Annotated in this window: 16 protein-coding genes; 5 read left to right on the forward strand and 11 right to left on the reverse strand. The window is 53.7% G+C overall.

Going from position 1 to position 13,662, the window contains the following annotated elements:
• Together QMX91_RS05070 and QMX91_RS05075 are read left to right on the forward strand one after the other, a co-directional pair.
• Positions 1–906, forward strand: a 906-nt coding sequence (locus QMX91_RS05070) for an RHS repeat-associated core domain-containing protein (protein WP_282412353.1), incomplete at its 5' end; no start/stop codon positions are given.
• Positions 903–1,334 carry a hypothetical protein gene (locus QMX91_RS05075; RefSeq protein ID WP_282412354.1) on the forward strand — a complete coding sequence of 144 codons (432 nt, stop codon included), beginning with the start codon at positions 903–905 and terminating at the stop codon, positions 1,332–1,334. The genes QMX91_RS05070 and QMX91_RS05075, both read left to right, overlap by 4 nt.
• Positions 1,335–1,484: 150 nt before the next feature.
• Here the strand turns inward: QMX91_RS05075 and QMX91_RS05080 are convergent, their stop codons facing one another.
• The 4 genes from QMX91_RS05080 to QMX91_RS05095 form a co-directional block, all read right to left on the reverse strand.
• Positions 1,485–1,652 (reverse strand): hypothetical protein, encoded by a 168-nt coding sequence (locus QMX91_RS05080; protein ID WP_003223252.1) that lies wholly within the window; start codon positions 1,650–1,652, stop codon positions 1,485–1,487.
• A 123-nt stretch (positions 1,653–1,775) separates the two neighbouring features.
• On the reverse strand, positions 1,776–2,201 hold the full coding sequence (locus QMX91_RS05085; RefSeq protein WP_027613308.1) for a YMGG-like glycine zipper-containing protein: 426 nt from the start codon (positions 2,199–2,201) through the stop codon (positions 1,776–1,778).
• Between the two features lie 138 nt (positions 2,202–2,339).
• Positions 2,340–2,708 (reverse strand): glycine zipper domain-containing protein, encoded by a 369-nt coding sequence (locus QMX91_RS05090; RefSeq protein WP_007960728.1) that lies wholly within the window; start codon positions 2,706–2,708, stop codon positions 2,340–2,342.
• A gap of 325 nt (positions 2,709–3,033) precedes the next feature.
• Entirely contained in the window at positions 3,034–3,222 is a 189-nt protein-coding gene (locus QMX91_RS05095) for a hypothetical protein (RefSeq protein ID WP_007960727.1), read from the reverse strand.
• A gap of 239 nt (positions 3,223–3,461) precedes the next feature.
• Here QMX91_RS05095 and QMX91_RS05100 point away from each other — a divergent pair, with 239 nt between their 5' ends.
• Positions 3,462–3,740 (forward strand): hypothetical protein, encoded by a 279-nt coding sequence (locus tag QMX91_RS05100; RefSeq protein WP_210559092.1) that lies wholly within the window; start codon positions 3,462–3,464, stop codon positions 3,738–3,740.
• A gap of 66 nt (positions 3,741–3,806) precedes the next feature.
• Here the strand turns inward: QMX91_RS05100 and QMX91_RS05105 are convergent, their stop codons facing one another.
• Positions 3,807–4,127: a YbjQ family protein gene (locus QMX91_RS05105; protein ID WP_027613311.1), complete on the reverse strand. Its 321-nt coding sequence runs from the start codon at positions 4,125–4,127 to the stop codon at positions 3,807–3,809.
• A gap of 1,238 nt (positions 4,128–5,365) precedes the next feature.
• On the opposite strand from QMX91_RS05105, the gene QMX91_RS05110 reads away from it, so the two are divergent.
• Complete coding sequence (locus QMX91_RS05110) at positions 5,366–6,925, forward strand: SIR2 family protein (RefSeq protein ID WP_158830586.1); 1,560 nt, start codon at positions 5,366–5,368, stop codon at positions 6,923–6,925.
• Between the two features lie 32 nt (positions 6,926–6,957).
• Complete coding sequence (locus QMX91_RS05115) at positions 6,958–8,151, forward strand: hypothetical protein (protein WP_158830587.1); 1,194 nt, start codon at positions 6,958–6,960, stop codon at positions 8,149–8,151.
• Between the two features lie 7 nt (positions 8,152–8,158).
• Here QMX91_RS05115 and QMX91_RS05120 read toward each other — a convergent pair whose 3' ends face one another.
• From QMX91_RS05120 to QMX91_RS05145, 6 genes are read right to left on the reverse strand one after another with little or no spacing between them, the layout of a single operon-like run.
• On the reverse strand, positions 8,159–9,136 hold the full coding sequence (locus QMX91_RS05120) for a hypothetical protein (protein ID WP_158830588.1): 978 nt from the start codon (positions 9,134–9,136) through the stop codon (positions 8,159–8,161).
• A complete protein-coding gene (locus QMX91_RS05125) occupies positions 9,109–9,813 on the reverse strand; it encodes a hypothetical protein (protein ID WP_158830589.1) in 705 nt (234 codons plus the stop codon). Before QMX91_RS05125 ends, QMX91_RS05120 begins: the two co-directional genes overlap by 28 nt.
• Entirely contained in the window at positions 9,810–10,364 is a 555-nt protein-coding gene (locus tag QMX91_RS05130; protein WP_158830590.1) for a DNA-binding protein, read from the reverse strand. The genes QMX91_RS05125 and QMX91_RS05130 overlap by 4 nt, the downstream gene beginning before the upstream one ends.
• A complete protein-coding gene (locus QMX91_RS05135) occupies positions 10,361–11,284 on the reverse strand; it encodes a hypothetical protein (RefSeq protein ID WP_158830591.1) in 924 nt (307 codons plus the stop codon). Before QMX91_RS05135 ends, QMX91_RS05130 begins: the two co-directional genes overlap by 4 nt.
• On the reverse strand, positions 11,281–11,988 hold the full coding sequence (locus tag QMX91_RS05140; protein ID WP_158830592.1) for a hypothetical protein: 708 nt from the start codon (positions 11,986–11,988) through the stop codon (positions 11,281–11,283). The genes QMX91_RS05135 and QMX91_RS05140 overlap by 4 nt, the downstream gene beginning before the upstream one ends.
• Before the next feature lie 8 nt (positions 11,989–11,996).
• Positions 11,997–13,655 (reverse strand): phage tail protein, encoded by a 1,659-nt coding sequence (locus tag QMX91_RS05145; protein ID WP_158830593.1) that lies wholly within the window; start codon positions 13,653–13,655, stop codon positions 11,997–11,999.
• Between the last annotated feature and the right edge of the window lie 7 nt (positions 13,656–13,662).

Consider the following 13,662-nt stretch of genomic DNA (forward strand, 5'->3'; position numbering starts at 1 on the left):
CGCAAAACCGTCGACGGCCAGACCACCGAGTTCTTCTGGCAAGGCGACCACCTCGTCGCCGAAAGCGGCCCTAACCACCACCGCAGCTACGTCTACGAACCCGGCACCTTCCGCCCACTGGCGCTGCTCGACGGCAAAGGTCCGAAAAAGGCCTGCCCGTTCTACTACCAACTCGACCACCTCGGCACCCCGCAGGAACTCACCGACTACAGCGGCGAAATCGTCTGGTCGGCGCAGTACGACGCCTACGGCAAGGTGTCGGCGATCACCCTCGCGGGCGAGGACTACCTGGACCAGCCGCTGCGGTTTCAGGGGCAGTATTTCGATGCGGAAAGTGGGCTGCATTACAACCGGCATCGGTATTACGACCCGAGGTTGGGACGGTATTTGACGCCGGATCCGGTGAAGTTGGCTGGAGGACTAAACCAATACCAGTACGTGCCGAATCCGACGGGTTGGGTGGATCCGTTGGGGTTGAATGCCAACTGTCCGCCGCCGAATAGGCCGGGCTGTGAGGTGCCGGGTGGGATTGGTGGCGCTAAGGTAGATGTGGGTGAACCACAATTACCGGACTTGATTCATGGCGTTGACCCACATTCAGTGAAGCGAACGCATGCGATCATGGGAAAAAAATCAACTAAACACGTCGAAAAAATAAGGGATCAAATGCGAGCAGGTGGATACGATGTCAGCTATCCCATAGACGTAGCAGAACATCAGGGCAACTTCTATATTCTAGATGGACATCACCGTGCAGCAGCTGCAAAACAAACAGCAACACCTATAACTATAAAACTGATCACGAACATCAGAGAGCACAAAGGAGAGCTCAATACTATCGAAGAAGTCATTGAATCGGCTAACAATGTCGGACACGACCGATTGGAGCATCACAGAAGAAGATGAAAAAAGACGATAAAAATCTTGAGGACCTAATAACTGACTTCCTTTCAAAAGTTGAAAGTGGAACAGAATTACTACAAAAAAAATTTGGCACTCGGAATATTTTAAGACTTTGGCGAAGCAAGCAAATCGAACGCTGCGGTGAAATAACTGATGAAATTCAATATGAACTGCACGGCGTAGGGTGCGCCATTCACTTCCCATCAGAATCAGTGGACTTTGATTATGGTTCTAATAACAGAATCGACGGTTTTGATGTTTGGCGTCTTTACATTTACGCTAGCGATAGGCCATCTAAATATAAAAAATACTGCGACAAAAAAACAATTGAAAAGGAGTTTCAAGAATACATCGCATCAGGTCGAATAGAAAAAATGTCGACATCAGATAACCTTTACGTACTAGTCAGACCTGAATTAACAGGCAAATAACAGAATATTTTGTCGGTTTGCTTTCGTCCGCCTTGACGACTGTTTGACAAGCTTGACCTCGAGAACAAACCGATCCGAATCAAAGGGCCTGAAGTACAGGCCCCGAATATTTAAATTCAGTGCGCCGCCACGCTCGACTTTCAAGACAACTTATTGCTCATCCTCATCCTCCTCATACTCCATATCTGCCTCATCCGCATCATTCAACGGCACCGTCGCATCATCCATCAGCGACCCCGGATCCTCGTTCCCCGGATCATTGATAAACGGCAGACCACTCGGGCCTTTTTCTTCCTTGCCTTCGGTTTCGGGCGTCATGGCAAACCTCTACGTCTGGTGGGTTGTATAACGTTCGAAAAGCCTTACAGCCAATCGTTCCAGTGTCCGACCGCCAGAAACGAAAAACCCGGCGCCAGGCCGGGTTTGTTTTCGAATACTCAATCAGTGATGACGGTTTTTATGTTTGTACTTGTTGTGCTTGTGACCACCACCGGAATGAGCTCTGCCACCGTCGTCACCCAGGTTGTTGCCCACCGCACCACCCGCTGCGCCGCCCAAACCGGCACCAATGGCCGAACCGGTGGAGCCGCCCAAGCTGTTGCCGACCACCGAGCCGCCGGCAGCGCCGAGACCACCGCCAATGGCGGCTTCGGTGCGATTGTGTTTATTCGCCCCGACCGCGCTGCCCGCCGCACCGCCGACGCCTGCGCCAACCGCGGCACCAGTGCTGCCACCGAGCTGGCCACCGACCACGTTACCGAGTACACCGCCCAAACCGCCACCTACGGCGGCGCTGCCATCTCCGGCGGCCATCGCACCTTGAGCGATGAATAATCCGAAAAACAGTGCAGACAATGACAAGCGCATTTGAACCTCACAGTTCCCGAATCGGGAGGGTATGCCCATAGGGCCTATGTCAGATTGGAGACACTTTTCGAGAAAACGTTCAGCCATGAAAAAGCCCGACATCGAGCCGGGCTTTTTCTGACAAACAAACGTTCGATATCAGTGACGCTTGTGACCTTTGGACAGGTTAGCGCCGACGGCACCACCCGCAGCGCCACCAAGACCGGCGCCAATGGTTGCACCATTCCGGCCGCCCAGGCTGTTGCCGATCACCGAACCACCGGCCGCGCCAACACCACCACCAATAGCCGCTTTGGTGCGGCTGCCCTTGCCGGCAGCCATCGCACTGCCCGCCGCGCCTGCAACACCGGCACCAATCGCTGCGCCAGTGCTGCCGCCCATCTTCTGGCCGACCACGTTACCCAGCGCGCCACCCAGACCGCCGCCGAGTGCAGCAGTACCCTCACCGGCGACCGCACCTTGAGCAACCAGAAGCCCCAGAACCAGAGCAGGCAATGTTAGACGCATGACGAAAACCTCAAAAATAGGGAGATCAAAAGGGGCCGAGATTGAAAGCTGTCGACGCGCTGAAGTCCAGACAAATCAGCTGCCGCCGCGCACTTGGCGCCGATTGGACAGCGATTTCGCCAAAGGTTTTATCGCAGGCAAAAAAAAGCCCGCTGGGGAGACGGGCTGGAGACTTGCTTTCTAACGGATGGCTTCACCCTACGACCGTGGACGTGAAAAGTTTGTGAAAAACACCAACCCCGCCCAAGAGTTTGTAGGAGATTTCCTTTTCATAAACAGCAGGCATAAAAAACCCCGTTCATAGACGGGGTAGTTCGGTCTCACTTTATTTTCTTGAGCGGGCCGAGACCTTTGGAAGGAATTTGGCTTTCGGCCCCTTGGGTGCCGTGGACTTGATCTTGCCGGTCTGCACCGGATCCTCGCCAAAGCCCGATTGGTACTCCGTCTGGCCGCAACGGACACAGTTGTTGAATGAAAATTCGGCTCCATCGTCTTCGATATACGGGTCAGTCATAGCCTCTCCCCTTTGCAATAGATCGACACCGGCAAAGCCCTTTTGCCTGAAAAAATATCGACCTCCAAGGCTTTTGAGACTAGCCGGTCATTACCGGACTTGTGGTTCAGTTCGACCGATGCCCGACGAATGGCCTACACCTGCTCAACATCCGAACCAACCGTTGATCTCACAACGCTAAAGATTCCCGGCCACAGGCCGTTGCCCTTTTTCAAACAAATGAATCTCAAGGAGAGAACATGAAAATCAACGGATTCCCGGAAATGCCGGTCGTAAAACTCACGGACGAACAAATCGCTGCCGGCAAAGCCGCCGGTGAAAAATTCAAGGAAAAGCTCGCTTCAGGCGACATCACCATCACCTACCCGAACAAACCGGTTCTAACCCCTGGCGTTATCTACCACCCGAGTCAGCCGGCCGATCCGACGCCCTCCACCGGCACCCCGCCGATGGTCGCAATCGATACGCCCCTGACCTATGACGCCCACGGGCTTGTCATCCTCAAGCCACAGGGCTGATCGAAAGCAGAAAAGCAAAAAGCCCATTCATCATCTGAATGGGCTCGCTTGAACACCGCGACTGCATCAACGCAACTTGACCGCCGTACCCGTCGCGAACACCACAACCATGCCACCCTTGCCCGCCGGCATGCTGATCTCGAAATCCAGCCCGACCACCGCATCCGCCTGCAACGCCCGCGCCCGTTCCTTGATCTCGTCCGTCGCCTGAACCCGAGCTTCTTTCAACGCACGCTCCAGCGTCTGCGAGCGCCCACCAAAAAAATCGCGCATGCCGGCAAACATGTCACGGATCACGTTGACGCCCTGCACCGACTCCGCGCTGACAATGTCCAGGTACGCGGTGATCTGTCGGCCTTCGATGGCGTGGGTGGTGGAAATGATCATGGGAACAGTCCTTTTTTCTACGGATAAAGCGACGATTGTAATGCGCTATGGCAAATCAGGCCGAGCACTTGCACGCATGACAGGCGCAGCGGATTAAAATCCAGACGCCAGAAACCACAAAACCCCTGATCTCTTTCGAAATCAGGGGTTTTGCGTATTGAATGTGGCGGTGAAGGAGAGATTCGAAACTACCCGTTTGCGGTTTTTTGAGCACACCCCCCCGGTTTATAAGGGCTGCAGAGGAGCGAATTTTTTAATCTCAGTCCCATGTCAGTCCCATGGGTTTTGCGCATCAGGTTGCAGAACACGGACGCGAAGCCCGTTTCGACGTTTCATGTTGACCCATGGGAAAAAGGTAATTTTGGTAATGCGGCATGAGACACGCTCTGGAAGCCTTGAAAATCGGAGCGTAGAGAGAAGTACGCAGAGGTAATGATTTGGTAAGTATGAGGTTAGAAAATTACCTTTCCTATGAGTAATCCCTTATAGCCCTAAAACCCAGTAAAACCGGGCGCTTCAGAAATTATTACCCTAACTCTTACCTAAAATTACCTCTTGAGGTAATGAGTGAAAGCCAAACACGACAAGGGCTGCAGCGCGTTTCCACACCTTGCTTACCAAAATTACCTTTTTCCCAGCCCACGTCTGAAAAATGACCAAGACGACGTCCCTTTTCCGTGTTTTCACATCATGAGAATTTGGCAGTAATAGCAAGAAAATTCTTGGTGACTCTGTGCGATACCAGAAAACCCCGCAGAGCCAAGCAGACCGGGCCTTACAACCGCTTTCCCAGCGGACTGGGCGTTGTCGGATTCGCAAGTGGTGCGAACAGTTCCAAAAACGAAAATACCCTGTGCAGTAGGTTTTTCAGGCCGCAGCCCCAGCACGTCGGGCGTCTCACTTCCTTGGCCAATTCGTCGATGCTCCGTAAAGCTGTGCCACGGATCTGCACTTTTTTACAAAACCTTGCACTGCGTGCAATCCATGCAACGCCCAGAGCCCCCGCAGCAGACCTGGGTAGAGCGGGTGATTACACCGCTCTGGCCTTTGCACAAAAAAGGTACGCAAAGCCCGTCGGCGGGAGGGGGATAAGTGCTTTCCCAGGCATTTTTTTGTCACAATGATCAATTTCGAACAACAGAATATGAAAGCCACCAAATAGGTGGAAATAGTCACGCCTTTTTCCTATCCTATTCCAATCCCTTTTAAAGACTGCACTATTGACTGATAGGAAAAGTATGAACTTCAAGGAGACAATCAAAGAGCACTTCAAAAAATTCGAAGCATCCCCCATGCTTTTTTTTGGGTCTGGTATGTCTAGACGATATCTCGGACTTGAAAGCTGGGAACCACTCTTATTGAAGTTTTGCGAAGCAATAGGTGAAAACCATCTACGCCTACGTACAAATTCAGGGGGTGACCTACCAAGATATGCTCAGCTCCTTGCAGAGAGCTATGGACAAAAATGGTGGGAACTGCCTTCATCAGCACAAACAGCAGATGAGTACAAAGAGCACTTTATAAATGAGAGCTCAGTATTAAAAATTGAGATTGCAAAATACCTACAGAACGCACACAACAACAAAATTGATGCCATGGAGGAGGAACTTTCCCTTCTATCTCGGGCCAACATCGATGGAGTTATCACCACTAACTGGGATAGATTACTAGAAAATCTTTTCCCAAAATTTACAAGCTTCATTGGACAGGACGGCCTAATAGCTGGACGTAGTCATGGAATTGCAGAAATCTATAAAATCCATGGGTGTTCATCCCTGCCGAACTCCCTAGTCCTTACTGACGCCGACTACGTTGAGTACAGGCGAAAAAACCCTTATTTATCATCCAAGCTATTAACTATATTTATAGAACGCCCCGTAATCTTCCTAGGATACTCACTAACCGACGCACACATTGCAGAAATCCTGGAAGATATAATAACTTGCTTCCCAGAAAAGAGCTTAGACTTCCTGCGCAACAAACTTATATTCGTTGAATGGCAAAGCGACTTGGAAGAACCAAGCATTTCAGACTCAGTAATACATAAAAGAATACCGGTAAAACTCATCCGAGTAAAAAACTACATAGAGCTCTTCGAAGTTTTAGCAGAAACCAAAAAAAGAATACCTGCGCATATTTTTCGAACAATAAAGGATGAACTTTATGAACTCGTTATCACTGACGACCCTAAAGGACAGCTATATGTAAGACAAGAGTCAGACTTAGAGAAAAGCAACTCACTAACCGAGTTCGTAGTAGGCTACGGTGCAATATCCACTTTGAAAAAAGGGGAAGCAATAGCAAAGCAAGGCTTGATTGGGCTTGAGCGGGCAGACTTAATTCGTGATGTTATTTTTGAAAACAGAGACTATAACTCAAAGGATGTTATTGGCAGTGTCTTTCCAAAACTAGCAAAAGGAACCCAACGCGTTCCAATCTTTTATTACTTAAATCGCGCTGGCTTGATTAATGAAGATGGCAGTTTGAACAATGCCGAATTAGAGTTATGCCCGGGAGCTGCACTTCGTTTCAGCTGGGATATTGATCACTACAGAAGCGAAGGATATGAGCTGAGGAGATCAAAAACCGTACCACAGGTTTTGATTGGCATTAATGAACTATATGAATGTGGCTTTGAGCTTTTTCTACGTATGGTTCCGTACATGGATCCCGCATTGATAAAAAAAGGACAACAGGATTTATTTGAAATCCTGAAAAAGCACGCCGACAATGGATCAAGTAACTTTGCAAAACTAGTCTGCATTTACGACTTAATAAAGAACAGCAAGCGATACTAATACCATAAGCCAAACAACTTGCGGAGCTGCACATGTCCAAAACTGCATACTCGATACTTAACAAGAAAGAATTGGATGTGGAACAATTGCTGGCGCTATATGGCAACCATAGTGTAGAAGAGTCGATTCAGATATTAGCTGATATTCCAGATCACATCCGTACGATGGTCAGCATGGATGTTCAATGCCCATCATGCGGCGTGGACGGAGCTATTTTAGTAAGTGGTGCAAAATCGAAAACTACAGCTAAAGCTTTGCGCCAAGCACACTTTCGATTCGTAGGCGCAAAAAATGAAGATGCCCACCTTCCTTTTTGCGAGTTCAACACACTTGCTTCCGACCTTCCGAAGCAAAGCGAGTTAGTTGACCTTCAATCGGATAGATCGCAAGAAACACGTCAGGTTCGCCAACTGGTGTGCAAAGGCATTGAAGGTGGAGTCTTCGATCAGTCAAATATAAGATCGATGCGCCAATGGTATTTCGAACTAAAAACTTCCGTGCGCTTTCGTGTAACCGCATCGACAGATACATTTAATTATCTCTATGACCTGCTCGGAACTCATCCGCACGATTCGCTAGTACACCACCCATCGCACGCGGAGATCCCAAACTTCGACTGGCGTCATGCGGCGAAAGTAAAACTCACTCTAGATCAAGCAGATCTAGTTGAGGAAGCTAGAGGCATTCGGTTCGGCGACAGCAGGAAAGATGCAATTAGACTAGCAGAACGATATAAGGATTGCGAAGTTTTTGACGTCTCCGCACTAGAGCCTTATTATCAAAAAACGATTCAACTTTCTATGTTTACTGCACGCGCGCTTGGCTACAAAGCTCACACCTGGATGAACTATAAGTTTGGAAAAGTTTCCTCGCCACTACTAGCTTTCTGCTCGCTACTTCTAAGCTCCTCCGAATGGGATCTCAATGTTGCAATAGAGAAGTTAAGCATTATTCTAGGCATGCCCGAACCCAAAAACTTTCTACATGGAAACATTATCGGCCTTAATCCATTTATTGACTACAACGCTTGGAGAACAATCAAAAAAGTATGCGAAATAGGAACAACCTTTTCGATCCCCAATAATTTTACTAGTCGAATCAAAGAAATTGAAGCTGAAATGCGGGCCGAGCATTTACGTTGGCGCAAAGAAAAAGGCTTGCCTGAAAAGCCAATGGAGACAACAAAAAAATTAGTGTGGCCACCAGAAACAAAAAGTCCCTATTAAATAAAAACTATAAAGATATTAATTTTACTGACTTCGAAATTAGGGAGGCTGCTGCAGCTCGAGCGGTGAAGGCGGAAGTATCCGAAGGGATCGGTGTTGACCCTGGCAAATGGATGTGAGCAGCTAACTGCATATTCATTTCCTGTAATAAGTCGAGCGTTTCAGACATAATATTGAACAGATTCACGCCTTCTGAACCTATCCAAATTTTTGGCGCCTGCATCCGCTGGCTAACCCCCGCTACGCTTTCCCGCAAGCCTTCAATCCGCTCCTGCATATCGCCGCCCACCGTGGCGTTGTGCTTCTGCCCCACAACCAGGTTCAGATCCCGCCCAGTTGCCTGGTGCAGATCGTCCACCGCCGCCAGGCTCGCAGAACCGCCCGACATCAGCTTGAGTGCGCCCAGCGCCTCGATCTTTTTCACACCACCCACCGTCTCAGTCGAATGGTCGTCCACCGCCCGTGTGTGACTCTGGAACTGCTCGCGGTTGTCCAGGGCTTCAACTTCGCGCTCGATCGCCTGATCCCTGATCTTGCCATCGGTCTGGCGCAGCCAATTGCCGTCGGCGTCAACACGCTGCTGGGCGGCTTCGCTGTGCTGCCACACTTGATCACCTTTCGGTACCTTCGGCATGCTCAGGCCGTGCGGCAAGATCGATTGAATGTAGGGCTTGTTCGGCAGGCCGTAGGCAAAACACACCACTACCCGCGTGCCTTCCTCCGGAAAGGCGTAAATGCCCATTTCCTCGCCACCGGTGGGCAACGGCAAAGGAACGCCAGTGAGCGGCGGCATTGTCGGATCTGGTTCGTCATCCGGGCCGAGTACGACAATGTCCACGGCGTAGCGCGGACGGAAGTCGTCGCACAGTCCGGCGTCCGCCGGTGCGTCGGCCACCGCGGTAACCCGGGCAAAGCGCGGCAGGTGATAACCACCGGTGAGTTCGGGAAATTGGCGCTCTACAGCGCGGCGGATTGCGTCTTCCATCGGATGGCCATCTGGTCATTGGCAAGCGTCACGGTGGTGACGCGTTCGCCGTTGTTGATCGTTGCACCTGGTCGCAACCCGGGAAGGGCCGCCACCATCGCGCTTTGGTTGCCTTGGTAGCCGTCGAACAGCTCCGTGGGGATTTGCAGCGGCGCCCGTGCGCCAAAAAAACCGTCAGCCCAACTGCCGGCGAACATTTCACCGTTGCCGAGTTGGTGCCAGGTGAAGTCAGGAATGCTGAATACCCGGGCGAGACTGTCCATCGCCTGGTAACCGGCGGCGAGGCTGTAGAAATACGGCGCCTTCACGCTGGCATAAGGCCGATCGGGGACACGAAAGCGCAGCCCGGTTTGTTCGCTGACCTTGGCCAACACGGCGCGCAGATCCACATGACGCAGGTTCAACGGCAACGGGTTGGCCAGCACTGCCGCCAGTTCCCGGCAGAACAGCACCTGCTCGACCGCATTGGCGGCGGTGCAGCGCTCGACGTAGCCGATGAAGTGGCGTTGCAACGTGCCTTCGTTGTAGCCGATATCCAGCGTCACCAGACCTTTCAGCGGCATAGGGGATTGAACTGTGAAGTTGGCCCGGCCGGGGCTGGTAGCGTCCAGCCGGACGTCCTCCTTGATGAGAGCGATCGGGGCGCCGTTGATGGAAAGTATCTTGTGCAGTTTCACGTCTGCTCACTCCCGCCCAGCCACTTATCCACACGTCCCAGCACCTTTTCGAAGCCGCTGAGCGCGGGGTTATCGCTGGTTCCTTCTCCATTGCCGGCACCGCCGTCACCGACCGGGCTACCCGGGGCGCCTTGAGCGTCTACCTTGTTGCCGGCGCGCCGGCCTTCGACTTTCTCCGGGTTCGATTCGCGCTCGCTCAGCGTGAACTGCACCAGCCAGGCTTTCAGAGTGTCCGCTTCCCGGGCGCTGATGCCTTCGGAAAACTCGACTTGGCGCACACCGAAGGCCTCAGCGGTGTCGTTGACGATGCGGTACAGGTGCAACTGCCCACCGCTGGCCGTCGTTTCGGCCATTCGCAAAAGATCCGTCATCTGGGTTTTATCCACAAAGGGAATCATCAACGAAACTGCCAACGTCTTGGGCTTGAAGCCTTTATGGGCCTTGTCGGTGTTGCTGGTCTGGCCGGACATGTCGCCGCTTTCGATTCGCAGGTTGGCGGTGACCTTGAGGTTCTTGCCTTGGACTTTTTGTCCGTCGAGTAGCAGCGTCATAGGCCCACCAACTCCTGTACAAAACTCAGCCCTTGCTTACTGCCTACCAACAGCAAACCCGCGCACTGAATCCATTCGTGGCCCGGTGTATCGCCGGCCAGCAGCTCGTGGCGCAGTTCGCCGGCGTTGCCCGGACCGATCAGCCGTGCGCGCATGCTGACCTCAGGGTTTCCACCAACCAGTAGGCCTTTCAAGTCAGCCAGTTTCTGGTCACGTCCTCGTTGCTGGGTCGCCTTGCGGGCCGCGAGCGCGGCCAGATCCGCCAACGGCGAGCTGTCAGCGGCGTATCCCTCCAGCACGGCCAGTTGACCGGCCATGGACTGTTTGGCGGCTTTGACCACTGTGCAACGCTCCAGCGGCAAACCTTGCCAGCGAGGCAAAGAACCGGCGCCGGGGATCTCCCACTTTTCGCTTTCCAATTTCACCAGGTGTTGTGCCCGGCGCTCAGTCCGCACCAGATCAGGAATTGGCAGAAACGCGTTGAACCTCGCCAAGCTGCTGGCCAACTGTTCCAAGCGCGTGCCAAGGAACAGGATCGAAAGTGCGTATTGCTGCCCAGTCGGGCGTCCACTGTCGCTGGCGTCTTCCAGTTTTTTTGCGAGGTGTTCAAGTGCGTTGGGAGCCGAGAGGAAGCGTTGATAGCCGGTGCCTTGGCCAACCCCGCTTTGAAACGGCGTCACGACAAGGCACGCCGGCACTTGGCCCAACTGCTCGGCCAGCGCGGCGCGTCCGGCCGCGATCGCGCTTTTGGCAGCATCACCGACCGGCCCCGGGTTGGTGTTTGCCAGGCCACTCAGGCCAGCCACGCGCTTGGCGGTGCTGGCCAATTCGCTGCCGGCCAGATCCTTGGCCGCTGACAGTCCGCCCATCCACTGCGTCGCCTGCTCTGGCCAGCGCATCGTCACCGGTGCCCAAGTCATGCCGGCGGCGTCCAAATGATGGCTTTCATTGTCTTGAGGTCTTTGTCTTTTTGAGCGTTGGCCACAGCCAGACGGAGTATCTCGGCGTGCCTCAACGCAGCCTGGCGAAAGCGCACCAGGTCAAGGCTGACTTTCTGAAGTTGGGCGATCGTGTGAGGTCGGAAGGCCAGCACCTGGTCGGCGTCATAGCAGGGGTAAACGTCATCCATGCCCAGCAGCACTTGACCGTTCAAATTCACCTGGTCATCGATCGCGCTGCTGTAGCGGTAGATCTCGCCCAAGGCGTTGGAGTTGAATCCGCCGGCGATGTAAGCCGCGCCGCCGGTGCTGATCGCTTGCAGTTTTTGATCCTGCAACGTGGTCAGCACGGCATCGATGTCGTCGATCCATTGGCCGTCTTTCCAGATTTGGTTCGGCCCGGGTTTTTTCATGGTGTAACCCGCCGGCACTGGTTCGAATCCGCCGAGGGTGCGCGGCTCGCCAGTGTCGGTGTTGAATACGACCACGCCGCCGAAGAAGTCCACCAGTTGCCATGCTGTTCCGCTCCAACACGCGGCTTTGTACTGTGGAACCACCGGTGGAGCGATTTCGACGCAGCCGCCAGGGATCAGATAAACGCCAGGCTCCAGGGGCGATTCGTCTGCCGTCACGGTGCCCACGAAAACGCCCAGGTGGTCGGTTTGATAAACGAGTTTTGCCGTCATGCTCGATCTCAATACTTGATGCAGAAAAGTAAGGCCATGTTCTTCGGCCGCGTTTCGGTTCCGCCGGCAGCAGCGACGGTCACGCCGTGGGTGTGGTTGCCCCCGCCGCCAATACCGACGTTGTGCGCATGGTTACCGGCGGCATCCATTCCGACTGTGTGCTGGTGATGTCCGGCCCAAGACGTTTCCTGTGCACCAGCGGCCTGCCTGATGGTGTTCGGCCCTCCCGCGCCTTGGCCGATACCTGGCGCACCTGGCGCACTGTGGGAGTGATTGCCCTGCGCATCAGTCCAAGCCCGGTGAGCGTGGTTACCTTGTGCATCCGTCCATGCGCTGTGGACATGGTCACCAACGGCAGCGGCAGTAGCGGTGTGCGTGTGGGACTGCATCAGCATGTCTTGAAAGGAGCCAAGCACCCGCGAAGGATCCAGGCCGCGCCCGTCGTCTTTGCCACGAAGGAACAGGCCTCGCAGATCCGGCACGCCGAAGGTCGTGGAACCATCACCCTCACCAAACACAATGCCGATGCGCGCAAACAGTGCGGCGTAGGTCGTGCGAGACACCACGGCACCGTTGCACCTGAGCCAGCCCGGTGGAGGGACGTCCATCGCAAATGGAGCGACCATTCCGGCCATTGAATCTCCGACTTGTGTTTTCAGTCTGTTCAGGGCGGCGGTGGTCGCCAGAATCTCGCTGCTGTTCGTATCCGGATCATCACTTTTGGCGTTGGGCAGGTTTTCCAGCTCGACGTCTTCTTTTGTCGTGCCACGGGCGCGCAGATTCGCGTAGTCGCCATCTCGTGCCGCGAAGTGCTGGATCAGCGGCCCGGCGATTGACTCGGGCTGACGCTCATCCCAGAAAGCCGTTGAAGAGGTGTAATGGGCAATCGGGATGCAGTAATGGCGCACGCCGGCAGCGTCGGTGTAGTCGGCCTTTTCGCCATAGACAATTTTCCACGTCGGCACTCGATCGTTTAAATGTCGCTCCAGGCAAACGTCGAGTGTGATTTTTCCAGCGGGAATTACACCGGTGAGCGGCAAGGGTTTTGCCAAAAATACGCGGATACCTTCGATGTACGCTGTGCCAGCCCCCAGTTGGAATCCGTTTCCACTCTTTCCGAATACGAGCGAGTTACCAAAAAAGCACGCGCGGCCGTAAACCTCGCGATTGCTCAGGCGCTCGCGCTCATCGATACCGGCAAGGCGCACCGTAAAGTCATGCTGCCAGGTGCTTGCATCGATCGTGATACCCGTCAGCTGCATGGCCCCGTCATAGGCCACTAGAAAGTTGCGGGTAACGTTGTTGCCGATCTGCAACGGCGGAATGTTCTTGCGTTTTTGTTGCAGCGGCACGTAGGACACGGCGAACAGCAGACCGTCCGCGTCTTCAAGACCGACCCAGTTGAAGTCCCAGTCACCGATGTCAGACCCCAACTGGGCGCTGTACACAACCTGGTTCGGATTCACGAACCCGCGATTTTCCTCGGGGATGTCGTAGACGTGGACTATCTGCGCCGCTGGCGGTTTGCCGGCGGCCCGATCCACCGGTGTTTCCGGGTTCAACTGGGGCACATTGGCAAAAATAAACCGAGTGACGATCAGGGACTTTTTCTGACTTTGTTTCAGGGCGATTTGGCCTTCACCGGCCAAGGTAATACTGGCGCTCAAGGTGCGC

Origin of the sequence: Pseudomonas sp. PS01299, from assembly GCF_029960145.1 — a bacterium.
Classification (GTDB): Bacteria; Pseudomonadota; Gammaproteobacteria; order Pseudomonadales; family Pseudomonadaceae; genus Aquipseudomonas; species Aquipseudomonas putida_A.

Bases quoted from the DNA above. Each gene is read 5' to 3' on its own strand.
- QMX91_RS05075 (WP_282412354.1), top strand. From the start codon at position 903: ATGAAAAAAGACGATAAAAATCTTGAGGACCTAATAACTGACTTCCTT.
- QMX91_RS05080 (WP_003223252.1), bottom strand. From the start codon at position 1,652: ATGACGCCCGAAACCGAAGGCAAGGAAGAAAAAGGCCCGAGTGGTCTG.
- QMX91_RS05085 (WP_027613308.1), bottom strand. From the start codon at position 2,201: ATGCGCTTGTCATTGTCTGCACTGTTTTTCGGATTATTCATCGCTCAA.
- QMX91_RS05090 (WP_007960728.1), bottom strand. From the start codon at position 2,708: ATGCGTCTAACATTGCCTGCTCTGGTTCTGGGGCTTCTGGTTGCTCAA.
- QMX91_RS05095 (WP_007960727.1), bottom strand. From the start codon at position 3,222: ATGACTGACCCGTATATCGAAGACGATGGAGCCGAATTTTCATTCAAC.
- QMX91_RS05100 (WP_210559092.1), top strand. From the start codon at position 3,462: ATGAAAATCAACGGATTCCCGGAAATGCCGGTCGTAAAACTCACGGAC.
- QMX91_RS05105 (WP_027613311.1), bottom strand. From the start codon at position 4,127: ATGATCATTTCCACCACCCACGCCATCGAAGGCCGACAGATCACCGCG.
- QMX91_RS05110 (WP_158830586.1), top strand. From the start codon at position 5,366: ATGAACTTCAAGGAGACAATCAAAGAGCACTTCAAAAAATTCGAAGCA.
- QMX91_RS05115 (WP_158830587.1), top strand. From the start codon at position 6,958: ATGTCCAAAACTGCATACTCGATACTTAACAAGAAAGAATTGGATGTG.
- QMX91_RS05120 (WP_158830588.1), bottom strand. From the start codon at position 9,136: ATGGAAGACGCAATCCGCCGCGCTGTAGAGCGCCAATTTCCCGAACTC.
- QMX91_RS05130 (WP_158830590.1), bottom strand. From the start codon at position 10,364: ATGACGCTGCTACTCGACGGACAAAAAGTCCAAGGCAAGAACCTCAAG.
- QMX91_RS05135 (WP_158830591.1), bottom strand. From the start codon at position 11,284: ATGACTTGGGCACCGGTGACGATGCGCTGGCCAGAGCAGGCGACGCAG.
- QMX91_RS05140 (WP_158830592.1), bottom strand. From the start codon at position 11,988: ATGACGGCAAAACTCGTTTATCAAACCGACCACCTGGGCGTTTTCGTG.